The sequence below is a fragment of the Enterobacter sp. BIDMC 27 genome (assembly GCF_000534415.1).
In the GTDB taxonomy this organism is placed as follows: domain Bacteria; phylum Pseudomonadota; class Gammaproteobacteria; order Enterobacterales; family Enterobacteriaceae; genus Enterobacter; species Enterobacter hormaechei_C.
Window position 1 is genome coordinate 413,885 of sequence record NZ_KI973178.1, and the last position, 23,868, is coordinate 437,752.

Consider the following 23,868-nt stretch of genomic DNA (forward strand, 5'->3'; position numbering starts at 1 on the left):
TAACAAATAGCCCTCTTTTTATTTTCACCTCAATTTCGAAAATATTGAGCAAGGTCAAGCAGACCGCAAATTAATACGATTAACAACATCCCGTCACATTTTTATTATTGCTGATAAAAACTATTCTCATTATCATCGCAGTGTAGATTATTTAACCTATCGTGGAATCAGGCGCTATGCAATTCACTCCAGACAGTGCGTGGAAAATTATCGGTTTTACCCGTGAGATAAGCCCGGCCTATCGGCAGAAGCTCCTGTCACTGGGCATGCTACCCGGCTCATCATTCCAGGTTGTGCGCGTTGCGCCGTTGGGCGATCCAGTTCATATCGAAACCCGACGCGTTAATCTGGTTCTGCGTAAAAAAGACCTCGCATTAATTGAAGTTGAATCTTTATCCCGTTAACAAGCCAGCGGTTTCAGTGAGTCTATTACAATGAAAAAATTAACTATTGGCTTAATTGGCAATCCTAATTCCGGCAAGACAACCTTATTTAATCAGTTAACCGGCGCACGCCAGCGTGTGGGAAATTGGGCAGGCGTGACGGTGGAACGCAAAGAAGGCCAGTTCACCACGACAGATAATCAGGTCACGCTGGTTGATTTACCGGGGACCTATTCCCTCACCACGATTTCATCGCAGACCTCTCTCGATGAGCAAATTGCCTGCCACTATATTCTGAGCGGCGACGCAGATCTGCTTATCAACGTGGTGGATGCCTCCAACCTCGAACGAAATCTGTATCTCACGTTACAGCTGCTGGAGTTGGGTATTCCCTGCATCGTGGCGCTTAACATGCTCGACATCGCGGAGAAGCAAAAGCTGCGCATCGACGTCGATGCCCTCTCCACCCGTCTGGGCTGCCCGGTGGTTCCGCTGGTTTCTACCCGCGCGCGCGGCATTGACGCCCTGAAGCTGGCGATTGACCGCCACACGGGCAATGCCGACGTCGAACTGGTGCACTACGCCCAGCCGCTGCTGCGCGAAGCCGGGCAGCTGGCGCAGGAGATGGATAACAGCATGCCCGCCAGACAACGTCTGTGGCTTGGCCTGCAAATGCTGGAAGGCGATATCTACAGCCGCGCCTACGCAGGCGATGCGGCGGATAAGCTGGATGTCGCACAGGCTCGCCTTAGCGACGAGCTGGATGACCCGGCCCTGCACATTGCGGATGCGCGCTATCAGGCCATCGCCGCTATCTGTGACGTGGTCAGCAATGCATTAACCGCTGAACCCAGCCGCTTCACCGCCGCCGTGGATAAGATTGTGCTCAACCGCTTCCTCGGTTTACCGATCTTTTTACTGGTGATGTATGTGATGTTCCTGCTCGCCATTAACATCGGCGGTGCATTACAACCTATCTTTGATGGCGGCTCTGTCGCTATCTTCGTGCACGGTATTCAGTGGCTGGGCTACACCCTCCACTTCCCGGAATGGTTGACCATCTTCCTTGCGCAGGGGATCGGCGGCGGGATCAATACCGTCCTGCCGCTGGTGCCGCAGATCGGCATGATGTACCTGTTCCTCTCCTTCCTTGAGGATTCCGGTTACATGGCGCGCGCCGCCTTCGTGATGGACCGCCTGATGCAGGCGCTGGGGCTGCCGGGCAAATCCTTCGTGCCGCTGATTGTCGGCTTTGGCTGTAACGTGCCGTCGGTGATGGGCGCACGCACGCTGGATGCCCCGCGCGAACGCCTGATGACCATCATGATGGCGCCGTTCATGTCCTGCGGCGCGCGGCTGGCGATCTTCGCGGTCTTTGCCGCGGCGTTCTTTGGTCAGGAAGGAGCGCTGGCCGTCTTCTCCCTGTATGTGCTGGGTATCGTGATGGCTATTCTCACCGGCCTGATGCTGAAGCACACCATCATGCGTGGCGAAGCGTCGCCGTTCGTGATGGAACTGCCGGTTTATCACGTTCCGCATCTGAAAAGCCTGATTATTCAGACATGGCAGCGCCTGAAGGGCTTCGTTCTGCGCGCCGGTAAGGTGATTGTGGTGGTCAGCATTTTCCTGAGCGCCCTGATCAGCTTCACTCTGAGCGGCCAGGCCGCGGACAACATTAATGACTCTGCCCTGGCCTCCGTCAGCCGGATCATTACGCCGGTCTTCAAACCGATTGGCGTTCAGGAAGACAACTGGCAGGCAACCGTGGGCCTGTTCACCGGCGCGATGGCAAAAGAGGTGGTTGTCGGCACCCTGAACACGCTTTACACCGCGGAAAACATCCAGGAAGAGGAGTTTAATCCGGCAGCGTTCAACCTCGGCGATGAACTGCTTGGCGCGGTGGAAGAGACCTGGCAGAGCCTGAAAGACACCTTCAGCCTGAGCGTACTGGCGAACCCGATTGAAGCCAGCAAAGGCGACGGCGAAATGGCGACCGGAGCAATGGGCGTGATGGGCCAGAAATTTGGCAGCGCGTCGGCGGCCTACAGCTACCTGATCTTCGTCCTGCTCTATATTCCGTGCATCTCGGTCATGGGCGCCATTGCCCGTGAGTCCAGCCGCGGCTGGATGGGCTTCTCCATTCTGTGGGGGCTGAACATTGCCTACTCGCTGGCGACCGTGTTTTATCAGGCCGTCAATTACAGCCAGCATCCGCGCTACAGCCTGGTCTGTATCCTCGCGGTGATCCTGTTTAACGTGATGGTGATTGGCCTGCTGCGCCGGGCGCGTAGCCGCGTTGACGTTAACCTGCTGGCAACGCGCAAAACCCCGACGACCTGCTGTAGCAGCCCTGCGGGCGACTGTCACTGAGGGGAAAAAAGATGGCATCGTTGATTCAGGTTCGTGATTTACTGGCGTTACAGGGACGAATGGAGGCGAAGCAGCTCAGCCTCAGCCTGCATACGCCGCAGCCGATGATCGATGCCATGCTGGAAAGGCTGGAGGCCATGGGGAAAGCCGTGCGCATTCAGGAAGAGCCGGACGGTTGTCTGTCCGGCAGTTGTAAGAGTTGTCCTGAAGGTAAAGCCTGTCTCAGGGAGTGGTGGACGCTTCGCTGATAAAACCGGACAGCGCCGAACAAAACTCAGCAGGATGAGAGATGAACGGCGCATGTGCCGCTTTGGCAACCACCATTGATTTACTCTCCGGCCACAGCGCATCCAGCAGCGGAACCACCTTGCGCGGAACCAGTCCATCCAGATAGCCATAAATACGCAGATGCGGCACCGTTAACGACGCCAGCGGCTCGCGCAGATCGACCGTTTTCAGGATCTCCAGTCCACCGTTCAGCACCTCAACCTCCGGCATCGGCAGAGAAAGCACCGTCTGCTTCAGCGTCCGCGCATCCTGACGGGCGGTTTCTGTTCCCATCGTCTGTAATGCCAGGAAACGCTCCACCGTCCGCTGGAAGTCTTCGCTCAGCTGGTGCTGGAACCCGGCCAGCACCTCCGGTTTGATGCCCGGCCACGCCTCGCGGGCGCTGAAACAGGGTGATGAGGCAACGGTGATCAGCGCCTGCACCCGTTCAGGATGGCGCAGCGCAATCTGGCTTGCCACCAGCCCGCCCAGGCTCCAGCCGAGCCAGACGGCTTTTTGCGGCGCCGCCTCCAGAACCTGCTCCGCCATGTCGTCGAGCGTCATCGCGCCGTAGCCGTGGCTGCGGCCATAGCCCGGTAGATCCACCAGGTGTACCGTGAATTGCGAGGCCAGTTCCTCACTTATGCAACGCCACACTTCGGCGTTCAGTCCCCATCCGTGCAGCAGCACAAGATGACAATTTCCCGTCCCAACGGTCTGCCACCACAGCGTCTTCATCAGTTAACGTTCTCTTTTTTCACATGGAGGTTGCGTATGCTAACAGTGCCCGGCTTGTGCTGGCTATGCCGAATGCCACTTGCGATGAGCGCGTGGGGCGTCTGTTCCGTTTGCACGCGAGCGCTGGGTTACCTGAAGGGCTGTCCGCAATGCGGCTTGCCTGCCGTAAGCCAGACGCTCCCCTGCGGCCGTTGCCTGAAAAAAGCGCCGCCGTGGAGCGCGCTGGTGGCGGTGGATGATTACGTTTTGCCGCTGAGTCGTCTGGTTCATCAGTTTAAGTTTTCCAGCCAGACTGCACTGGCGCAGCCCCTGGCACGCCTGTTGTTACTGGCGGTATTACAGGCGCGAAGAACGCGCGGGCTGCCGCCGGTCGACACGCTTGTGAACGTGCCACTGTTTCAGCGTCGGCACTGGCGGCGGGGATACAATCAGAGCGACCTGCTGTGCCGTCCGCTCGCCCACTGGCTGGGTTGCGGGTACCCAGCCTCTGCGCTGAAACGTACTCATGCCACTGCCGTTCAGCACCGGCTCAACGCCCGGTCGCGCAAAAGGAACCTGAAAAACGCCTTTCGCCTTGAATTGCCGGTCAACGGCCTCCATATCGCGATTGTGGATGATGTCGTCACCACGGGCAGTACCGTGGCTGAACTTTCCCGACTGCTTTTGCAAAGCGGCGCCGCGTCAGTTCAGGTATGGTGTCTGTGCCGTACCTTGTAGCCCTTCTTCAATGGGCGTATGATTATACCCAGGTAATTTAGTCAACTATTAGGCCAAAGCTATGATCCGTATTTCCGATTCTGCACAAGCGCACTTTGCCAAACTGCTGGCAAATCAGGAAGAAGGGACGCAGATCCGCGTGTTTGTGATCAATCCAGGCACTCCGAATGCAGAATGTGGTGTCTCTTATTGTCCTCCGGATGCTGTGGAAGCAACTGACACTGCCCTTAAATTTGAACAGCTCACCGCGTACGTTGATGAGCTGAGCGCGCCGTATCTTGAAGATGCGGAGATTGATTTCGTCACTGACCAGCTGGGTTCTCAGCTGACGCTGAAGGCGCCAAACGCGAAGATGCGTAAAGTCTCTGACGATGCCCCGCTGATGGAGCGTGTGGAATATCTGCTGCAATCGCAGATCAACCCGCAGCTGGCCGGCCACGGGGGACGTGTTTCCCTGATGGAAATCACCGAAGATGGTCTGGCGATCCTGCAATTCGGCGGCGGCTGTAACGGCTGCTCCATGGTTGATGTAACCCTGAAAGAAGGGATCGAGAAGCAGCTGCTGAACGAATTCCCGGAACTGAAAGGCGTGCGCGATCTGACCGAGCACCAGCGCGGCGAGCACTCTTACTACTGATTCAGTCCCTGTCTGTATTGCCCGGTGGCGCTGCGCTTACCGGGCCTACAAAAACAGTGCGGTCTGATGCCCTCACCCCGGCCCTCTCCCACGGGAGAGGGTGAAAACATTAAAAACGGTAACCTCAGGGTTACCGTTTTGCGTTTACCTCTCCCTCTGTATGTTGACCTGCGTCTCATAATTCAAATTTTGCCTCCCTGGGTGATTCTCAATCACCGCATGTTACCCGTATCATTCTCGTGGGCACTCAACACCCTTATAACAGCCGACTAAACTTAACGTTTTCGCAGGCATCAGTATGAGTGCCGTTAACACTCTGTTCCCAGTTGGGACAACCGGAATTTGTCGTTGAAACAATGACGTTACCCATAACAATTCAAAGGCCAGGTCAATCATGCCATTAGTCATCGTCGCTATCGGTGTTGTGTTATTACTGCTCTTGATGATCCGCTTCAAAATGAACGGATTTATCGCTCTGGTTCTGGTGGCACTTGCAGTCGGTCTGATGCAGGGAATGCCGCTGGTTAAAGTTATCAGCTCCATTAAAGCCGGTGTCGGCGGTACGCTCGGCAGCCTGGCGCTGATCATGGGCTTCGGCGCCATGCTCGGTAAAATGCTCGCGGACTGCGGTGGCGCACAGCGTATTGCCACCACGCTGATCGACAAATTTGGTAAGAAGAACATTCAATGGGCGGTGGTGTTAACCGGTTTTACCGTCGGTTTCGCGCTGTTCTATGAAGTGGGCTTCGTGCTGATGCTGCCGCTGGTGTTCACCATCGCCGCTGCCGCCAACATCCCGCTGCTGTTCGTGGGTGTGCCGATGGCTGCGGCGCTGTCCGTCACCCACGGTTTCCTGCCGCCGCATCCGGGCCCAACGGCTATCGCCACCATCTTCCATGCCGATATGGGTAAAACCCTGCTGTTCGGTACGATTCTGGCGATCCCGACGGTGATTCTGGCAGGCCCGGTGTATGCGCGCTTCCTGAAAGGCATTGATAAGCCTATCCCGGAAGGGCTGTACAGCGCCAAAACCTTTACTGAAGAAGAGATGCCAGGCTTTGGCGTCAGCGTCTGGACCTCACTGGTACCGGTGATCCTGATGGCGATGCGTGCCATAGCAGAGATGGTTCTGCCGAAAGGTCACGCGTTCCTGTCCGTTGCGGAGTTCCTGGGCGACCCGGTGATGGCGACGCTGATTGCGGTCCTGATCGCCATGTTCACCTTCGGTCTTAACCGTGGTCGTTCCATGGATCAGATCAACGACACGCTGACTTCTTCCATCAAAATCATTGCCATGATGCTGCTGATCATCGGCGGTGGCGGCGCGTTCAAGCAGGTGCTGGTCGACAGCGGCGTGGATAAATACATCGCGGCCATGATGCATGAAACCAACGTCTCCCCGCTGCTGATGGCATGGTCTATTGCCGCGGTGTTGCGTATCGCGCTGGGCTCTGCGACCGTTGCGGCGATTACCGCGGGCGGTATCGTTGCGCCGCTGATTGCGACCACGGGCGTAAGCCCTGAGCTGATGGTTATCGCGGTTGGTTCCGGGAGCGTGATTTTCTCCCACGTGAACGATCCGGGCTTCTGGCTGTTCAAGGAGTACTTCAACCTGACCATCGGTGAAACCATCAAGTCCTGGTCCGCGCTGGAAACCATTATTTCGGTGTGCGGTCTGGTCGGGGTGCTGCTGTTGAATATGGTGGTTTGATGTATTAAGTCGGGTGGCGGCTATGCCTTACCCGACCTACTTAATGCACGTAGGCCCGGTAAGCGTTAGCGCCACCGGGCAATAAAAAACCCGCCACTGGCGGGTTTTTTATCACTTCTTCGCGGCTGCTTTTCGCCGTTTATCCAAATCCTTAATCAACCTGTTCACCCCGTCATCGGCGAACATCGCTTCAAGCGTTGTGGACAGCTTGCGACGCCAGTTTTTGTACTGATAGCTGGTGCCGGGGATGTTTACCGGCTCCGCCATATCAATCCAGTCTTCCGGTTGCAGACCGAGCAACGCGCTGTTGCTGTCGGCAATATAGCGCTGTAAGCCACGGTTAAGCGTTGGCGTCATCGACATCAGCGACGCCTTATGCCCGGCGCGCTTCGGCAGACAGCCATGCTTATGCAGCGCATCCAGCAGCCCCTGCTTCGCCAGCTCGCGATCCTGATACAGCCCACGCAGAACCTCTTCATCCGGGTAGAGACCCAGCGTTTTGCCGAGCGTCAGGTCGCCGCTTTCCCAGTAGCCTCTGAGCGTAGGAAGATCATGCGTCGTCGCGACTGCCATTGACTGTTCAGGGTACGCTTTCGGCGCGCGGAAGGTTTTCTCATGGTCGTTTTCAAAATAGAGCACTTTGTAGGAGTAAACCCCGCTGTCGCGGAGCTTGCTGACAATTTCCACCGGCACGGTACCGAGATCTTCGCCAATCACCATGCACTGATGACGTTTACTCTCCAGCGCGAGAATTGAGAGCAGGTCGTCCACCGGATACTGCACGTACGCCCCGTGGTCAGCCGTTTCACCGTACGGGATCCACCACAGGCGCAGCACGGACATCACGTGGTCGATACGCAACGCACCGCAGTTCTTCATGTTAGCGCGCAGCAGGTCGATAAACGGCTCGTAGGCACGCGCCGCCATCACGTGCGGATCCATCGGCGGTAAGCCCCAGTTCTGACCAAGCGGGCCCAGAATATCCGGCGGCGCCCCCACAGAAGATTTCAGGCAGTAAAGCTCGCGGTCACACCAGGTTTCCGCCCCGCCTTCCGCCACGCCGACAGCCAGATCGCGATACAACCCGATCGGCATGTTATAGCCCTGGCTCACCTGCCAGCAGGCGGCAAACTGGCTGTACGCCAGCCACTGCAACCAGAGATAGAAATCCACCTCGTCGGCATGCGTCTCACAGAATGCCTTCACTTCCGGGGTATCCACGGACTGATACGCTTCCGGCCACACCGGCCAGCCCCAGCGCATCTCGTCCTCCTGAACCTGATACGCATGCAGCGCATCAAACGCTGCCTGCCAGTAAAGGCTCTCACCTTCCTGCATCACAAACTGGCGGAAGGCTGCCATCTGCTCGTCGTCACGCTTCGCAAAGCCCTTCCAGGCCAGACGCAGAGCCGCCATTTTCAGCGCGGTAACGGAGGCGTAATCAACCCAGTCCGCATCGCGGGCCTGTTTCAGCAGCTGTTGCGTGGTCTCAAGCTTCCACCACGCCTGCGCCTCTTTGCTGTTTTTGAAATCGTCTAACGCGTTAACGTCGATGTAAATCACGTTCAGCCAGCGACGGGAAGACGGGCTGTACGGGCTGGCGCTTTCCGGATTCGCCGGATAGAGGGCGTGGATCGGGTTGAGGCCGATGAACGCGCCGCCGCGCTCACCAACAGATGCCAGCATCTTTTTCAGGTCGCCAAAATCACCAATGCCCCAGTTGCTGTCCGAACGCAGGGTATAGAGCTGCACGCAGGCGCCCCACAGCTTTTTGCCTTCACGCAGCGCCTGCGGCTCATAGCAGCGCTTTGGCGCCACAATCACCCGACAGTGAAAACGCTGGTCGTCCCGGGTCAGCGTAAGCGTGTGGTAGCCCTCCGGCAGCTTCGCCGGAAGGTTGAGGGTTTTGCCGCCGGTGGCATGGCCTTTGTGCTGATGCCCCTCTTCGGTGGTGAGCAGCCAGCTGAACTCGCCGCGCCCCTCCACCGCCAGCGGCATCTTTTTGCCCGCGGTAAAGACCTTGACGTTCGGCACCGGCGCACCCGACGCTTTCGCGTCGGTTTTGTGCATGGCATCCAGCAAACGTCTTTTGGTGTCCGCACCAATAGACTGCGGTTTGCCGTGCGCATTGATGTAACTGAGGCTAATTCCCGCCGCCTGCGCGGCACTGTCCAGACGTTTACTCTCCATCGCGCTTCCTTAGCGTTTTGCCTGCCAGATACGAGCCTGATAATCACGGATTGAGCGGTCAGAGCTGAACATACCGCAGCGCGCGGTGTTCAGGATACACGCGCGGGTCCAGGCATCCTGGTCGCGATACAGCACGTCGACCTGCTTCTGCGCTTCAACGTAAGCCGAGAAGTCAGCCATCACCAGGTACGGGTCGCCGCCCTGTTTGTCCATGCTGTGCAGCATCTGGTCAAACGCGTGCTTGTCGCCGTCGCTGTACTTCCCGCTTTCCAGCTCTTTGAGCACCGCATCCAGCACTTTATCTTTTTTACGCCATTTCACCGGGTCGTACCCTTTGGCTTTGATGGCTTTCACTTCTTCAACAGTATGGCCGAAGATAAAGATGTTCTCTTCGCCGACCTTCTCGGCGATTTCGACGTTCGCACCGTCCAGCGTGCCGACGGTCAGCGCGCCGTTCAGGGCCAGCTTCATGTTGCCGGTACCGGACGCTTCTTTACCGGCGGTAGAGATCTGCTCGGAAATATCCGCCGCCGGGATCAGCATTTCAGCCGCAGAAACGCAGTAGTCCGGCAGGAACACCACCTTCAGCTTGTCGCCCACTTTCGGATCGCTGTTGATCGCCGCCGCCACTTTATTAATGGCAAGGATAATGTTTTTCGCCAGGTAGTAGCCCGGCGCCGCTTTCGCACCGAACAGGAACACGCGCGGGACGCGGTCGGCCTGCGGGTTCTCGCGGATCTCTTTGTACAGCGCCAGAATGTGCAGCAGGTTCAGGTGCTGACGTTTGTACTCGTGCAGTCGTTTGATCTGGATATCGAAAATCGCATTCGGGTTGATCTCAATTCCGGTGCGCATTTTCACAAACTCGGCCAGACGAACCTTGTTCTCCAGCTTAATGGCGCGGTACTGCTCGCGGAACTTCGCGTTGTCGGCCTGTTTTTCCAGGTTGATGAGCTGGTCCAGGTCGTTGGCCCACTCTTTCTTCAGGGTCTTGTCCAGCAGGCCGGCCAGCAGCGGGTTGCACTGCTTAATCCAGCGACGCGGCGTGATGCCGTTGGTCACGTTATGGAATTTGGTCGGCCACAGCTGGTGGTATTCCGGGAAGAGATCTTTCACCACCAGATCCGAGTGCAGCGCGGCAACGCCGTTCACCGCAAAGCCGCTGACCACGCACATGTTCGCCATGCGCACCTGCTTGTCGTGCACAACGGCCAGCTTCGCCCAGACGGCCTTATCGCCCGGCCAGGTTTTCTCCACCAGCGTTTTGAACTGGTCGTTAATCTTGTTGATGATCTGCATATGGCGCGGCAGCAGCGTTTTCACCAGCTTCTCATCCCAGCACTCGAGCGCTTCCGGCATCAGGGTGTGGTTGGTGTAGGCGAAGGTGCGGCTGGTGATGGCCCAGGCGTCGTCCCAGCTCAGCTGATGCTCGTCGATCAGCACGCGCAGCAGCTCCGGGATCGCAATGGTCGGATGCGTGTCGTTAAGCTGAATAACTTCGAAGTCCGGCAGCTGAGCCAGCTTGCGGCCCGCCAGGTGGTGGCGACGCAGAATATCCGCCACGGAGCAGGCGCACTGGAAGTACTGCTGCATCAGACGCAGCTTTTTACCCGCCAGATGGTTGTCGTTCGGGTAGAGGACTTTGGTCAGCTTCTCGGCATCGATCCCCTGCTGCTCGGCGCGCAGGAAATCACCGTCGTTGAATTTGGTCAGGTTAAACGGATGCGCGTGCTTCGCCTGCCACAGACGCAGCGGCTGCGCCACGCCGTTACGGTAGCCGAGTACCGGCAGATCCCAGGCTTCACCGGTAATGGTGAACGCCGGTTCCCAGAGCCCCTGCTTCGTGACTTTCCCGCCAATCCCGACCTGCACATCCAGCTGCGCGTTGTGGCGGAACCACGGATAAGTATTGCGGTGCCAGTCGTCTGGCGCTTCCATCTGATGGCCGTCGGCAAATGACTGACGAAACAGGCCGTACTGATAGTTCAGGCCATAGCCAATCGCCGACTGGCCCACGGTTGCCATGGAATCCAGGAAGCAGGCTGCCAGACGTCCCAGACCGCCGTTACCCAGCGCCGGATCAATCTCTTCTTCCAGCAGATCGGTCAGGTTGATGTCGTGTTCTTTCAGCACGTCACCGACCTCCTGATACCAGCCAAGGTTCAGCAGATTGTTACCCGTCAGACGGCCAATCAGGAACTCCATTGAAATGTAGTTGACGTGACGCTGGCCTTTCACGGGCTTCGTCACAGGCTGAGCGTCCAGCTGCTCTGCGAGCGCCCCGCTCACCGCCTGCCACCACTGGTGAGGCGTCATTTCGTTTGCAGCATGAAGGCCAAAACGCTGCCACTGACGCGTCAGGGCAGCCTGAAATTGAGCTTTGTTGAAAGTAGGCTGTGACATAGGGAATCGGCATCCTGTAGAGAGTAAAAACATTTAACGCTAGTGTGCCTGGCTCATTGCGCCTCTTCCTCCTCCTGTCGGGGATTAGACAGGGAGGAGTAGCGGGGATGAGCATAAAAGTGTGATCGAGGCCACTGTGTGAGTGTGCGCTTCGCGGAAAAAGCGATCCCGGAAGAGCGTCAAAGAAATGAAATGCAGTTTCGGAGGAAATTAATCATCGCTGAAATGATTACTTACGTAGAATAATATTTCCGCGCGTCGGGATTATTCAGCACCCCTATTAAGCCGATGCAACTTTCCCCGAAGTTAATTAACTTCAGCGTCATTATCTCTTTCTGAAACCAGTTTCAGCGCAACCGCGACTTATGCAGACAAGCCAGAAGCAGCGCGGCATCCAGCCATTTACGGAAAGTTCCATCAGTGATGAGAATGTTTTGTGACAGAGTGCAAATTCAGAGCCTCCAAACCCAGACATAACTTGCAATAGTTCCTCTATTGGCCGAACTTATAGATATTAATTACGAAGCGCAAAAAAAATAAATTCTCTCGTTCCCCACAGTGAAGTGAAAACTATGTTGATTCCGTCCAAATTAAGTCGCCCGGTTCGTCTTGACCATACTGTGGTCCGCGAGCGCCTGCTGGCTAAACTTTCCGGTGCGCATAATTTCCGACTGGCGCTGGTTACGAGTCCTGCGGGTTATGGAAAAACAACGCTCATTTCGCAATGGGCGGCAGGTAAAAGCGATCTTGGCTGGTACTCCCTGGATGAAGGGGATAACCAGCAGGAGCGTTTTGCCAGCTATTTAATTGCCGCGATTCAGCAGGCAACCAACGGACACTGCGTCACCAGCGAGGTGATGGTGCAAAAGCGCCAGTACGCCAGCCTGTCCTCTCTTTTCTCCCAGCTGTTTATCGAGCTGGCCGAATGGCATCGCCCGCTGTATGTGGTGATTGATGATTATCATCTGATCACCAACCCGGTTATTCACGAGTCCATGCGTTTCTTCCTGCGCCATCAGCCGGAAAACCTGACGCTGGTTGTCCTGTCGCGTAACCTTCCGCAGTTGGGCATTGCCAACCTGCGCGTGCGCGATCAGCTGCTGGAAATCGGCAGTCAGCAGCTGGCCTTTACCCATCAGGAAGCGAAGCAGTTCTTTGACTGCCGCCTGACGTCTCCGATTGAGGCGTCGGAAAGCAGCCGCCTGTGCGATGACGTTGCCGGCTGGGCCACGGCGCTTCAGCTGATTGCCCTCTCCGCGCGGCAAAACAACAGCCCGACGCATCAGTCCGCACGCCGCCTGGCGGGCATCAACGCCAGCCACCTGTCGGATTATCTGGTGGATGAGGTACTCGACAGCGTTGACCTCTCCACCCGCCATTTCCTGCTGAAAAGCTCCCTGCTGCGTTCCATGAACGATGCGCTGATTGTACGCGTCACCGGCATTGAAAACGGGCAGCTTCAGCTCGAAGAGATTGAACGTCAGGGTCTGTTCCTGACGCGCATGGACGATCCCGGCGAATGGTTTAGCTACCATCCGCTGTTTGGCAGCTTCCTGCGCCAGCGTTGCCAGTGGGAACTGGCCGCAGAGCTGCCTGACATTCACCGCGCCGCCGCCGAAAGCTGGATGGCGCAAGGTTTCCCGAGCGAGGCTATCCACCATGCGCTGGCCGCCGGGGATGCCGGTATGCTGCGCGATATTCTGCTCAACCACGCGTGGGGACTGTTCAACCACAGTGAACTGACGCTGCTGGAAGAGTCGTTAAAAGCGCTGCCGTGGGAAAGCCTGCTGGAGAATCCGCGTCTGGTGCTGCTCCAGGCCTGGCTGATGCAGAGCCAGCATCGCTACAGCGAAGTGAACACCCTGCTGGCGCGCGCCGAACAGGAGATGGAAAGCGAGATGGATACCACCCTGCATGGCGAATTTAACGCCCTGCGTGCGCAGGTGGCGATTAACGACGGTGACCCTGAGGAAGCCGAACGGCTGGCGATGGTCGCGCTGGATGAGCTGCCGCTGGCGAATTTTTACAGCCGTATTGTCGCCACCTCGGTACACGGCGAAGTGCTGCACTGTAAGGGCGATCTCACGCGTTCGCTTTCACTCATGCAGCAAACCGAACAGATGGCGCGCCGCCACGATGTCTGGCATTACGCCCTCTGGAGCCTGATCCAGCAAAGCGAGATTTTATTTGCTCAGGGGTTCCTGCAAGCCGCCTGGGAAAACCAGGAGAAAGCGTTCCAGCTGATCCGTGAACAGCATCTGGAACAGCTGCCGATGCACGAGTTCCTGTTGCGTATTCGCGCTCAGCTGCTGTGGGCATGGTCGCGTCTGGATGAAGCAGAAAGCAGCGCCCGCCAGGGTCTGAATGTCCTTTCGAGCTTCCAGCCGCAGCAGCAGCTCCAGTGTCTGGCTCTGCTGGTGCAGTGCTCGCTGGCGCGCGGCGACCTGGATAATGCCCGCAACCATCTTAACCGCCTGGAAAACCTGCTCGGCAACGGGCAGTACCATAGCGACTGGGTGTCCAACGCCGATAAGGTGCGGGTGATTTACTGGCAGATGACCGGCGATAAAAAGTCCGCCGCCAACTGGCTGCGTCATACGCCTAAACCGGAATTTGCCAATAACCACTTCCTGCAAAGCCAGTGGCGCAACATCGCTCGCGTGCAGATCCTGCTGGGTGACTTTGAGCCTGCCGAGATTGTGCTGGAAGAGTTAAACGAAAACGCCCGCAGCCTGCGCCTGATGAGCGATTTAAACCGCAACCTGCTGCTGTTAAACCAGCTTTACTGGCAGGCGGGCCGTAAAAACGATGCCCAGCGCGTACTGCTGGAAGCGTTACAGCTGGCGAACCGCACCGGGTTTATCAGCCACTTTGTGATTGAGGGTGAAGTGATGGCCCAGCAGCTGCGCCAGCTGATTCAGCTCAACACGCTGCCAGAACTCGATCAGCATCGCGCCCAGCGCATTCTGCGCGAGATTAACCAGCACCACCGCCACAAGTTTGCGCACTTCGATGAGAACTTTGTTGAACGTCTGCTGAACCATCCGGAAGTGCCGGAGCTTATCCGCACCAGCCCGCTCACCCAGCGTGAATGGCAGGTGCTGGGGCTGATCTATTCCGGCTACAGCAACGAGCAGATTGCCGGTGAGCTGGCGGTGGCGGCGACCACCATCAAAACGCACATTCGCAATCTGTATCAGAAGCTGGGCGTAGCGCATCGACAGGATGCGGTGCAGCATGCGCAGCAGCTGTTGAAGATGATGGGATATGGAGTGTAATTCCTCTGCGGTCTGATGCCCTCACCCCGGCCCTCTCCCACAGGGAGAGGGAGAAAATTTTGTAGGTCGGGTAAGCGCAGCGCCACCCGACACAACCGCTAGCACAATTCCAGCTGCAAATTGTTATCCTTAATTACCTGCATCACGCCCGCCGGTGGCATTACGTCGGTGTAAACCGCATCCACCATGCTGATGCTGCCCATGTTGACCATCGCGTTACGGCCAAATTTGGAGTGGTCCACCACCAGCATCACGTGACGTGAGTTTTCAATGATCGCGCGCTTGGTGCGCACCTCGTGGTAATCAAACTCCAGCAGCGAGCCGTCGCTATCGATGCCGCTGATCCCCAGAATGCCGAAGTCGAGGCGGAACTGAGAGATAAAATCGAGCGTCGCTTCGCCGATAATGCCCCCGTCGCGGCTGCGCAGTTCGCCGCCCGCGAGGATGATGCGGAAATCGTCTTTCTGCATCAACGTGTTGGCCACGTTCAGGTTGTTGGTCACCACGCGCAGGTTCTCGTGGTTCAGCAGCGCATGGGCGACCGCTTCCGGCGTGGTGCCGATATCAATAAACAGCGTCGCGCCGTTCGGGATCTGGCTCGCCACTTTACGGGCGATACGCTCTTTCTCTGCCGTTTGCGTCGCCTTACGGTCATGCCATGAGGTGTTCACCGAGCTGGACGGCAGTGCGGCGCCGCCGTGGTGACGCAGAATACGGTTCTGATCGGCCAGGTCGTTGAGGTCACGACGGATGGTTTGCGGGCTGACGGCAAACTGCTCCACCAGCTCTTCAGTACTGACGTATCCCTGTTTTTTTACCAGTTCGATAATGGCGTCATGACGTTGTGTTTGTTTCATGAAATATCCCTGGGAATTATGTTCGTTTTCGCGCATGGAGCGTATCGGCCAGCGCCATCGCCAGCCCAACCGCCAGGCCGGTAACGTGCGCACCATTGGCGATAGACATACCAAACAGATCAAACCATCCGGCAATAAGCCATATTAACGCAAAGGTTATTAATCCACGTTGTAAATAGATGCCGCTATCCGGGTCGCGCTCGCCTCTGAGCCAGGCGTAACCCATCAGGGCGTACACCACGCCGGATAACCCGCCAAACCATGGACCGCTGAATTTGTGCTGCACGTAGCCGCTTAACAGGGCGCTGATAAGGGTGATCACAATCAGCTTGCCGCTGCCGAGCCGCTTCTCCACCGCCCCGCCGAGATACCACCACCACAGCAGGTTAAAGAGGATATGCATCACCGAGAAGTGCATCAGCGCATGGGTGAAGTAGCGCCAGACGTCAAATTGCAGGGAGGGATCGTACGGCCATGCGAGGGCAATCATCACGCTCTGGTCGCCCACCACGCTCATAATAATGAAGACGATGATGCAGGCTGCCATCAAAAGCAGCGTAAACGGTCCTGCGCGCTCGCGCAGGGTGGCGAGAAACGGAAAACGTTGATAGTGCAGGCCACTGCCGGTCTGGCCGGATTGCCAGCTTGCCGCCAGATAACGCGGGTCGCCCGGGTTTTCCAGAAAACGCGCAAGCTCGTCGTTCACGCGGCCGGCCTGGCTTTCGTCTGCCAGCCAGACATCCGTCTGTGTATGCTGCTGAATAGTCAGGATAATGCCCTGCGTCGCCATATAGTCGACAAACGCCTGGGCGACGCGCGGGTTGCTAAAAGAGGTGATCATCAACATGGGCAGCGGTCGCTTATTTCCACACAAAAGGGGACAGTATAGCGGGATCAGCGCTCAAACGCGTATTCAACTTCTGCCGGGAAATGACGATGCCAGGCATCGAAGCCGCCATCGACGCTGTACACCGCGTCGTAACCCTGCTGGAGCAGATACTGCGCCGCGCCTTTACTGCTGTTGCCGTGATAGCACATCACCATCACCGGGGTATCGAAGTCGTTATCGCGCATAAACGCGCCCAGCGTGTCGTTGGTGAGATGGAACGCGCCCGGCGTGTGGCCCATCGCAAAGCTCTGCGGATCGCGGATATCCACCAGCACCGCTTGTCCCTGGTGCATCTTCTGATGGGCTTCTTCTACGTTAATACATTCAAACTGATCCATGGTGTTCTCATCTTATATTCAGGTGTGGTGCGGTTTTCCCCTCACCCTACCCTCTCCCTGAGGGAGAGGGAAACGGATCACCCTCTCCCCGTGGGAGAGGGCTGGGGTGAGGGCATCAGACCGCACTATTTTACCCCGTAGTGTACGTCCTGGCGGCGGGTAAACGCCATTATGTTATCCATATCACTCTAAATTGTTTTTTTGATGTTACCAAAAGCGCGTTCCTTTGCTATTATGAGCGATATCGAACATTTTTGAGCTTTAACGAAAGTGCATGAGGGTGTTATGGAAACCAAAGATCTGATTGTGATAGGCGGTGGCATCAACGGTGCCGGTATTGCGGTTGATGCCGCAGGACGCGGTTTATCCGTGCTGATGCTGGAAGCTAACGATCTCGCCTGCGCGACGTCGTCCGCCAGCTCCAAGCTGATCCACGGTGGCCTGCGCTACCTGGAACACTACGAATTCCGCCTGGTCAGCGAAGCGCTGGCCGAACGCGAAGTACTGCTGAAAATGGCTCCGCATCTGGCGATCCCGATGCGTTTCCGTCTGCCTCATCGCCCGCATCTGCGTCCGGCGTGGATGATCCGCATTGGTCTGTTTATGTACGATCATCTGGGTAAACGCACCAGCCTGCCGGGTTCGACTGGTTTGCGTTTTGGCTCAGAGTCGGTTCTTAAGCCTGAAATCGTGCGCGGTTTCGAATATTCCGACTGCTGGGTGGACGATGCGCGTCTGGTGCTGGCTAACGCGCAGATGGTCGAGAAGAAAGGCGGCGAGGTAAAAACCCGTACCCGCGCGACCGCCGCACGCCGCGAAAACGGCCTGTGGATTGTGGAAGCGGAAGACGTGGATACCGGTAAGAAGTTTAGCTGGAAAGCGCGCGGCCTGGTGAACGCCACCGGCCCGTGGGTAAAACAGTTCTTCGATGACGGTATGCACCTGCCTTCTCCGTACGGCATCCGCCTGATCAAGGGCAGCCACATTGTGGTGCCGCGCGTGCATACCCAGAAACAGGCTTATATCCTGCAAAATGAAGACAAGCGCATTGTGTTTGTGATCCCGTGGATGGACGAGTTCTCCATCATCGGCACCACCGACGTAGAGTACAAAGGCGATCCGAAAAACGTTGAGATCGACGAGAGTGAAGTCAGCTACCTGTTGAAAGTGTACAACGCGCACTTTAAGAAACAGCTGGCGCGCGATGACGTGGTCTGGACCTACTCCGGCGTGCGTCCGCTGTGTGATGACGAGTCTGACTCACCGCAGGCCATCACCCGTGACTATACGCTTGATATTCATGACGTGGACGGTCAGGCGCCCCTGCTGTCGGTATTTGGCGGTAAGCTCACCACCTACCGTAAACTGGCGGAGCACGCGCTGGAGAAACTGGCGCCGTATTACAAAGGCATCGGCCCGGCGTGGACGAAAGGCGCCGTGCTGCCTGGCGGCGATATCGGCGATAACCGCGACGATTACGCCGCGAAGCTGCGTCGCCGCTTCCCGTTCATTACCGAAGGAATGGCGCGCCACTATGCCCGCACCTACGGCAGCAACACCGAACTGTTCCTCGGCGAGGCGAAAGAGATTGCCGATCTGGGCGAGCATTTTGGCCATGAGCTGTACGAAGCGGAACTGCGCTACCTGGTGGAACACGAGTGGGTGCGCCGTCTGGACGATGCTATCTGGCGTCGTACTAAAGAAGGGATGTGGCTGAATGCCGAGCAGCAGTCTCGCGTGGCGCAATGGTTGCAGCAGCATGCGGGAAAGCGTGAACTGTCGTTGGCGTCGTAATTGAAAAAAAGCCGGGTGGCGGCTCCGCCTTACCCGGCCTACTCGATCCCGTAGGCCCGGTAAGCGCAGCGCCACCGGGCTTTGTTTTTACAACCGCACCGGATCAATATGCCAGATATTCTCGGCATACTCTTTGATGGTCCTGTCCGACGAGAAGTATCCCATGTTGGCGATGTTATGCATCGCGGCGCTGGTCCACTTCTCCTGCTGACGGTACAGTTCGTCCACCTTATCCTGACAATCCACGTAGCTGCGGTAATCCGCCAGCACCTGATAGTGATCGCCAAAGTTAATCAGCGAGTCCACCAGATCGCGATAGCGTCCGGGCTCCTCAGGGTTAAACACGCCGGTGGCGATTTGCGTCAGCACCTGGCGTAACTCTTCATCCTCTTCATAATACTCACGCGGCGAGTAGCCCTGCTTGCGCAGCGCCTCCACCTCTTCCGCCGTATTCCCGAAAATAAAGATATTCTCCGCGCCCACATGCTCCAGCATTTCGACATTTGCGCCGTCCAGCGTGCCGATAGTCAGCGCGCCGTTCAGGGCAAACTTCATGTTACTGGTGCCGGATGCTTCCGTCCCCGCCGTGGAAATCTGCTCAGAGAGATCCGCCGCCGGAATAATCAGCTGCGCCAGGCTTACGCTGTAGTTCGGGATAAACACGACCTTCAGCTTATCGCCAATGTCCGGATCGTGATTCACCACCTTCGCCACATCGTTGATGAGATGAATGATGTGCTTCGCCATGTAGTACGCGGACGCCGCCTTACCGGCAAAGATTTTCACGCGCGGCACCCACTCCGCCGTCGGGTCAGCCTTAATGCGGTTGTAGTGGGTAATAACGTGCAGGACATTCATCAGCTGACGCTTGTACTCGTGGATACGTTTGATCTGCACGTCAAACAGCGCTTTCGGGTTCGCCACCACGTTCAGATGCATCGCCAGCCAGACCGCCAGACGCTTCTTGTTCAGCAGCTTGGCTTCCCGTACCGCTTTATTCACCGTCGGGAAATCAATGTGCTGCTCCAGCTCGCTCAGCTGGCTCAAATCGGTGCGCCAGGTGCGGCCAATGTTCTCATCCAGAACGTCGGAGAGCGGCTGGTTCGCCAGCGCCAGCCAGCGGCGCGGGGTGACGCCGTTGGTCACGTTGCAGAAACGCGTCGGGAAGATCTTCGCGAAGTCCGCAAACAGCGACTGCACCATCAGGTTCGAGTGCAGCTCTGACACGCCGTTCACCTTGTGGCTGATCACCACCGCCAGCCAGGCCATGCGTACGCGACGCCCGTTGGATTCATCAATGATCGAGGCGCGGCTCAGCAGACCGGTATCGTTCGGGTACTGCTCCTGCAAGGTCTTGAGGAAGTAGTCGTTGATCTCGAAGATGATTTGCAGATGGCGCGGCAGAATTTTGCCGAGCATATCCACCGGCCACGTCTCCAGCGCTTCACTCATCAGCGTATGGTTGGTGTACGAGAACACCTGGCAGGTTACTTCAAACGCGTCATCCCAGCTGAACTTATGCTCGTCAATCAGCAGGCGCATCAGCTCAGGGATCGACAGCACCGGATGGGTATCGTTGAGGTGAATGGCGGTTTTTTCCGCCAGATTCGCATAGGTTTTGTGCAGCTGATAGTGACGGCTAAGGATATCCTGAATCGTTGCCGAGACGAGGAAATACTCCTGACGCAGGCGCAGCTCGCGGCCTGAGTAGGTCGAGTCATCCGGATACAGGACGCGTGACACATTCTCGGAGTGGTTTTTATCTTCCACCGCCGCGAAGTAGTCACCCTGGTTGAATTTACCCAGGTTGATCTCGCTACTGGCCTGCGCGTTCCACAGGCGCAGCGTATTGGTCGCATCGGTGTCGTAGCCGGGGATGATCTGGTCATAGGCCACGGCGAGGATCTCCTCGGTTTCCACCCAGCGGGATTTTTTCCCTTCCTGCTGAATACGCCCGCCAAAACGCACCTTGTAGCGCGTGTTGTGGCGCTTGAACTCCCACGGGTTACCGTACTCCAGCCAGTAGTCTGGAGACTCTTTCTGACGACCATCCACGATATTCTGCTTGAACATACCGTAGTCGTAGCGAATACCGTAGCCGCGCCCCGGCAGCGCCAGCGTCGCCAGTGAATCGAGGAAACAGGCGGCAAGACGCCCGAGACCACCGTTACCCAGCCCCGGGTCGTTCTCTTCGTCAATCAGCTCTTCTAAATCCAGCCCCATCTCTTCCAGTGCGTTTTTGACGTCGTCATAAATCCCGAGCGATAACAGCGCATTGGAGAGGGTGCGACCAATCAGAAACTCCATCGACAGGTAATACACCTGTCGCGTCTCCTGCGAAAGCTGGGCGCGGTTGGAGCGCAGCCAGCGTTCGACCATACGGTCACGCACCGCAAACAGCGTGGCGTTCAGCCACTCATGTTTGTTGGCAATAACGGGATCTTTCCCAATGGTAAACATCAGCTTATAGGCGATGGAGTGTTTCAAAGCCTCAACGCTGAGCGTGGGGGAAGAGTAGCTAAATGGAGCATTCATATCAGTAACTTCGCCTCGTTACATCAAGCGTTGATAAAGGTCGCGGTAGGACTGCGCCGCAACGTGCCAGCCAAAGTCCATGGACATCGCCTGACGTTGTACGTAACGCCACAGGGATGGACGGGACCACAAGACGAAAGCACGCCGGATCGCCCGAAGCAGCGACCAGGCATTACTGTCCTCGAAAACAAACCCGCTGGCGATACCGTCCGCCAGGTTTTCCAGGGAGCTGTCAGACACCGTATCCGCCAGCCCGCCCGTGCGGCGTACCAGCGGCAACGTGCCGTATTTCAGACCATAGAGCTGCGTCAGGCCGCAGGGCTCGAAGCGGCTCGGCACCAGAATCACGTCCGCGCCGCCCATGATGCGGTGCGAGAACGCTTCGTGATAGCCAATCTGCACGCCCACCTGCCCCGGATGTTCCGCCGCGGCCGCAAGGAAACCTTCCTGCAATACCGGGTCGCCCGCGCCGAGCAGCGCCAGCTGGCCGCCCTGCTCCAGTAATCCCGGCAGCGCTTCCAGCACCAGATCCAGCCCTTTCTGGCTGGTCAGGCGGCTGACCACCGCAAACAGCGGCACCTTGTCGTTGACCTTCAGCCCCATCGCAATCTGTAGCTGGCGCTTGTTCTCCGCTTTGTCCTCCACGGAGTCGCGACCATAGCGCGCCGCCAGCAGGAGGTCCGTTTCCGGATTCCAGATCTGTTCATCCACGCCGTTCAGAATGCCCGACAGACGACCTTCACGGTGGCGCTGTTGCAGCAGCCCTTCCATACCGTAACCGAACTCCGGCTGAGTAATTTCCCGCGCGTAGGTTGGGCTGACCGCCGTGATGTGGTCGGCGTAGTACAGACCCGCCTTCAGGAACGAAATCTGTCCGTTAAACTCCAGTCCGTGCATGTTAAAGAACGACCATGGCAGATCGATGTCATTCATATGATGCGCGTAATACATGCCCTGATACGCCAGGTTGTGCACCGTAAACACCGATTTGGCCGGGTGCCCCTTCGCCGCCAGATACGCAGGAGCCAGCCCCGCATGCCAGTCATGCGCGTGCACCACGTTCGGACGCCAGAACGGATCCAGTCCGACGGCCATTTCCGCCCCCACCCAGCCGAGCAGGGCAAAGCGCATCACGTTATCGGTATAGGCGTACAGGTTGGTATCGTGATACGGGCTGCCGGGTCGATCGTATAAATGCGGGGCATCAATCAGGTAAATCCCTACGCCATTGTAATGTCCAAACAGCAGGGTGATACGTCCCGCGAAGGTCTCGCGACGGGTAACAACCTTTGCATCGGGAATACCGCGCCGGATATCCGGAAAAGCGGGCAACAACACGCGGGTATCCACCCCTCCGGCGATTTGCGCCGCTGGTAATGCACCAAGAACATCCGCCAGGCCGCCCGTTTTTAACAACGGGAACATCTCAGAACATACGTGTAAAACCTGCATCATCGCTCCTGTTTGATTTGCAGCTTCCGCAACATTTCCCGTGTTACTAACACGATCCCCTCTTCCGAACGGTAGAAACGACGCGCATCTTCTTCCGCGTTTTCCCCAATCACCATCCCTTCGGGAATGATGCAGGCACGATCGATAACGCAGCGACGCAGACGACATGAGCGCCCTACCCAGACATCCGGCAGCAGAACTGCCGAATCGATATTACAGAATGAGTTTATACGCACGCGCGGGAACAGCACGGACTGCACCACCACCGAACCGGAGATAATGCAACCGCCAGAGACCAGCGAGTTGAGCGTCATGCCGTGGCTGCCGGAGCGATCCTGAACGAACTTCGCCGGCGGCAACGATTCCATATGCGTGCGAATCGGCCAGTTCTGGTCGTACATATCCAGCTCAGGCGTGACGGACGCCAGATCGAGGTTGGCTTTCCAGTACGCTTCCAGCGTTCCCACATCGCGCCAGTAAGGCTCCGCATTCGGATCGGACTGCACGCAGGACAGCGGGAAGGGATGTGCATACGCCATGCCAGCTTTGGTGATTTTCGGGATGATGTCTTTACCGAAGTCGTGGCTGGAGTTTTCGTCTTTGTCGTCCTCTTCCAGCAGTTCATAAAGATAATCGGCATCAAAGACATAGATCCCCATGCTGGCGAGCGATTTGGTGTCGTCGCCCGGCATGGTTGGCGGGTTCGCCGGCTTTTCGACAAAGTCGATAATCTTGTCGTCGCCATCTACATGCATCACGCCAAACGCGGTTGCTTCCGCAACAGGCACCGGCAGACACGCCACGGTGCAGCGCGCCCCTTTTTCGACGTGGTCGATTAGCATGTGGGAGTAATCTTGCTTGTAGATGTGGTCCCCGGCGAGGATAACGATGTATTCCGCGTTGTAGCGACGAATGATGTCGAGGTTCTGGGTCACGGCATCCGCCGTGCCGCGGTACCAGTTCTCCCCATGAACGCGCTGCTGCGCCGGGAGCAGATCGACAAATTCGTTCATCTCTTCGCTGAAGAATGACCAGCCGCGCTGAATGTGCTGCACCAGCGTGTGCGACTGATACTGGGTAATGACGCCAATACGGCGAATGCCTGAGTTCAGGCAGTTGGAAAGTGCAAAATCGATAATACGGAACTTACCACCAAAGTGAACGGCCGGTTTGGCGCGCTTGATGGTCAAATCTTTCAGACGGGTACCACGCCCGCCCGCGAGTATCAGGGCAACTGTTTTTAATGGTAGCTGGCGCGCCAACATTAACGGATCGTTCTTCTCTAATCTAACCATGACTAACTCCTTTT

The 23,868-nt window shown here is 57.1% G+C and carries 17 protein-coding genes; 8 read left to right on the plus strand and 9 right to left on the minus strand.

Annotated elements, in window-relative coordinates:
• The first annotated feature begins 176 nt into the window (after window positions 1-176).
• The 3 genes from feoA to feoC are packed head-to-tail and all read left to right on the plus strand — an operon-like array spanning window position 177 to window position 3,001.
• Window positions 177-404 (plus strand): ferrous iron transporter A, encoded by a 228-nt coding sequence (gene feoA / locus L463_RS20375; RefSeq protein WP_003861611.1) that lies wholly within the window; start codon window positions 177-179, stop codon window positions 402-404.
• A 30-nt stretch (window positions 405-434) separates the two neighbouring features.
• Window positions 435-2,753 (plus strand): Fe(2+) transporter permease subunit FeoB, encoded by a 2,319-nt coding sequence (gene feoB / locus L463_RS20370; protein WP_032104277.1) that lies wholly within the window; start codon window positions 435-437, stop codon window positions 2,751-2,753.
• An 11-nt stretch (window positions 2,754-2,764) separates the two neighbouring features.
• Entirely contained in the window at window positions 2,765-3,001 is a 237-nt protein-coding gene (gene feoC, locus L463_RS20365; protein ID WP_017384148.1) for a [Fe-S]-dependent transcriptional repressor FeoC, read from the plus strand.
• Here the strand turns inward: feoC and bioH are convergent.
• Window positions 2,976-3,758: a pimeloyl-ACP methyl ester esterase BioH gene (gene bioH, locus L463_RS20360; RefSeq protein ID WP_017693858.1), complete on the minus strand. Its 783-nt coding sequence runs from the start codon at window positions 3,756-3,758 to the stop codon at window positions 2,976-2,978. The genes feoC and bioH overlap by 26 nt on opposite strands.
• Before the next feature lie 36 nt (window positions 3,759-3,794).
• Here bioH and gntX point away from each other — a divergent pair, with 36 nt between their 5' ends.
• From gntX to gntT, 3 genes are all read left to right on the plus strand, one after another.
• A complete protein-coding gene (gene gntX, locus L463_RS20355; RefSeq protein ID WP_032104275.1) occupies window positions 3,795-4,475 on the plus strand; it encodes a DNA utilization protein GntX in 681 nt (226 codons plus the stop codon).
• 61 nt (window positions 4,476-4,536) lie between these two features.
• Window positions 4,537-5,112: a Fe-S biogenesis protein NfuA gene (gene nfuA / locus L463_RS20350; RefSeq protein ID WP_003861601.1), complete on the plus strand. Its 576-nt coding sequence runs from the start codon at window positions 4,537-4,539 to the stop codon at window positions 5,110-5,112.
• 394 nt (window positions 5,113-5,506) lie between these two features.
• Window positions 5,507-6,823 carry a gluconate transporter gene (gene gntT / locus L463_RS20345; protein WP_017384145.1) on the plus strand — a complete coding sequence of 439 codons (1,317 nt, stop codon included), beginning with the start codon at window positions 5,507-5,509 and terminating at the stop codon, window positions 6,821-6,823.
• 111 nt (window positions 6,824-6,934) lie between these two features.
• Here gntT and malQ read toward each other — a convergent pair whose 3' ends face one another.
• Window positions 6,935-9,013, minus strand: coding sequence for a 4-alpha-glucanotransferase (gene malQ, locus L463_RS20340; protein ID WP_032103651.1), 2,079 nt, complete (start codon window positions 9,011-9,013; stop codon window positions 6,935-6,937).
• A 9-nt stretch (window positions 9,014-9,022) separates the two neighbouring features.
• The gene (malP, locus tag L463_RS20335; RefSeq protein ID WP_015571448.1) at window positions 9,023-11,416 is read right to left on the minus strand and encodes a maltodextrin phosphorylase; all 2,394 of its coding nucleotides are present in this window, start codon (window positions 11,414-11,416) and stop codon (window positions 9,023-9,025) included.
• Window positions 11,417-11,988: 572 nt separating this feature from the next.
• On the opposite strand from malP, the gene malT reads away from it, so the two are divergent.
• The gene (gene malT, locus L463_RS20330) at window positions 11,989-14,694 is read left to right on the plus strand and encodes an HTH-type transcriptional regulator MalT (protein WP_017384142.1); all 2,706 of its coding nucleotides are present in this window, start codon (window positions 11,989-11,991) and stop codon (window positions 14,692-14,694) included.
• A 98-nt stretch (window positions 14,695-14,792) separates the two neighbouring features.
• On the opposite strand, the gene L463_RS20325 is transcribed toward malT, so the two are convergent.
• From L463_RS20325 to glpE, 3 genes are read right to left on the minus strand one after another with little or no spacing between them, the layout of a single operon-like run.
• Window positions 14,793-15,551, minus strand: a complete 759-nt coding sequence (locus L463_RS20325) for a DeoR/GlpR family transcriptional regulator (protein WP_017384141.1) — start codon at window positions 15,549-15,551, stop codon at window positions 14,793-14,795.
• Window positions 15,552-15,567: 16 nt separating this feature from the next.
• A complete protein-coding gene (gene glpG, locus L463_RS20320; RefSeq protein ID WP_015571451.1) occupies window positions 15,568-16,398 on the minus strand; it encodes a rhomboid family intramembrane serine protease GlpG in 831 nt (276 codons plus the stop codon).
• A gap of 47 nt (window positions 16,399-16,445) precedes the next feature.
• On the minus strand, window positions 16,446-16,778 hold the full coding sequence (gene glpE, locus L463_RS20315) for a thiosulfate sulfurtransferase GlpE (RefSeq protein WP_015571452.1): 333 nt from the start codon (window positions 16,776-16,778) through the stop codon (window positions 16,446-16,448).
• A gap of 285 nt (window positions 16,779-17,063) precedes the next feature.
• Here glpE and glpD point away from each other — a divergent pair, with 285 nt between their 5' ends.
• A complete protein-coding gene (gene glpD / locus L463_RS20310; protein ID WP_032103633.1) occupies window positions 17,064-18,572 on the plus strand; it encodes a glycerol-3-phosphate dehydrogenase in 1,509 nt (502 codons plus the stop codon).
• 87 nt (window positions 18,573-18,659) lie between these two features.
• Here glpD and glgP read toward each other — a convergent pair whose 3' ends face one another.
• The 3 genes from glgP to glgC are packed head-to-tail and all read right to left on the minus strand — an operon-like array spanning window position 18,660 to window position 23,854.
• Window positions 18,660-21,107, minus strand: a complete 2,448-nt coding sequence (gene glgP / locus L463_RS20305) for a glycogen phosphorylase (protein ID WP_032103634.1) — start codon at window positions 21,105-21,107, stop codon at window positions 18,660-18,662.
• A gap of 18 nt (window positions 21,108-21,125) precedes the next feature.
• Window positions 21,126-22,559: a glycogen synthase GlgA gene (gene glgA / locus L463_RS20300; RefSeq protein ID WP_017384140.1), complete on the minus strand. Its 1,434-nt coding sequence runs from the start codon at window positions 22,557-22,559 to the stop codon at window positions 21,126-21,128.
• Window positions 22,559-23,854, minus strand: a complete 1,296-nt coding sequence (gene glgC, locus L463_RS20295) for a glucose-1-phosphate adenylyltransferase (protein ID WP_023295538.1) — start codon at window positions 23,852-23,854, stop codon at window positions 22,559-22,561. Before glgC ends, glgA begins: the two co-directional genes overlap by 1 nt.
• Window positions 23,855-23,868: the final 14 nt, after the last annotated feature.

Bases quoted from the DNA above. Each gene is read 5' to 3' on its own strand.
- feoB (WP_032104277.1), top strand. From the start codon at position 435: ATGAAAAAATTAACTATTGGCTTAATTGGCAATCCTAATTCCGGCAAG.
- feoA (WP_003861611.1), top strand. From the start codon at position 177: ATGCAATTCACTCCAGACAGTGCGTGGAAAATTATCGGTTTTACCCGT.
- L463_RS20325 (WP_017384141.1), bottom strand. From the start codon at position 15,551: ATGAAACAAACACAACGTCATGACGCCATTATCGAACTGGTAAAAAAA.
- malT (WP_017384142.1), top strand. From the start codon at position 11,989: ATGTTGATTCCGTCCAAATTAAGTCGCCCGGTTCGTCTTGACCATACT.
- gntT (WP_017384145.1), top strand. From the start codon at position 5,507: ATGCCATTAGTCATCGTCGCTATCGGTGTTGTGTTATTACTGCTCTTG.
- glpE (WP_015571452.1), bottom strand. From the start codon at position 16,778: ATGGATCAGTTTGAATGTATTAACGTAGAAGAAGCCCATCAGAAGATG.
- nfuA (WP_003861601.1), top strand. From the start codon at position 4,537: ATGATCCGTATTTCCGATTCTGCACAAGCGCACTTTGCCAAACTGCTG.
- malP (WP_015571448.1), bottom strand. From the start codon at position 11,416: ATGTCACAGCCTACTTTCAACAAAGCTCAATTTCAGGCTGCCCTGACG.
- glgC (WP_023295538.1), bottom strand. From the start codon at position 23,854: ATGGTTAGATTAGAGAAGAACGATCCGTTAATGTTGGCGCGCCAGCTA.
- glpD (WP_032103633.1), top strand. From the start codon at position 17,064: ATGGAAACCAAAGATCTGATTGTGATAGGCGGTGGCATCAACGGTGCC.
- gntX (WP_032104275.1), top strand. From the start codon at position 3,795: ATGCTAACAGTGCCCGGCTTGTGCTGGCTATGCCGAATGCCACTTGCG.
- feoC (WP_017384148.1), top strand. From the start codon at position 2,765: ATGGCATCGTTGATTCAGGTTCGTGATTTACTGGCGTTACAGGGACGA.
- glgP (WP_032103634.1), bottom strand. From the start codon at position 21,107: ATGAATGCTCCATTTAGCTACTCTTCCCCCACGCTCAGCGTTGAGGCT.
- bioH (WP_017693858.1), bottom strand. From the start codon at position 3,758: ATGAAGACGCTGTGGTGGCAGACCGTTGGGACGGGAAATTGTCATCTT.
- glgA (WP_017384140.1), bottom strand. From the start codon at position 22,559: ATGCAGGTTTTACACGTATGTTCTGAGATGTTCCCGTTGTTAAAAACG.
- malQ (WP_032103651.1), bottom strand. From the start codon at position 9,013: ATGGAGAGTAAACGTCTGGACAGTGCCGCGCAGGCGGCGGGAATTAGC.
- glpG (WP_015571451.1), bottom strand. From the start codon at position 16,398: ATGTTGATGATCACCTCTTTTAGCAACCCGCGCGTCGCCCAGGCGTTT.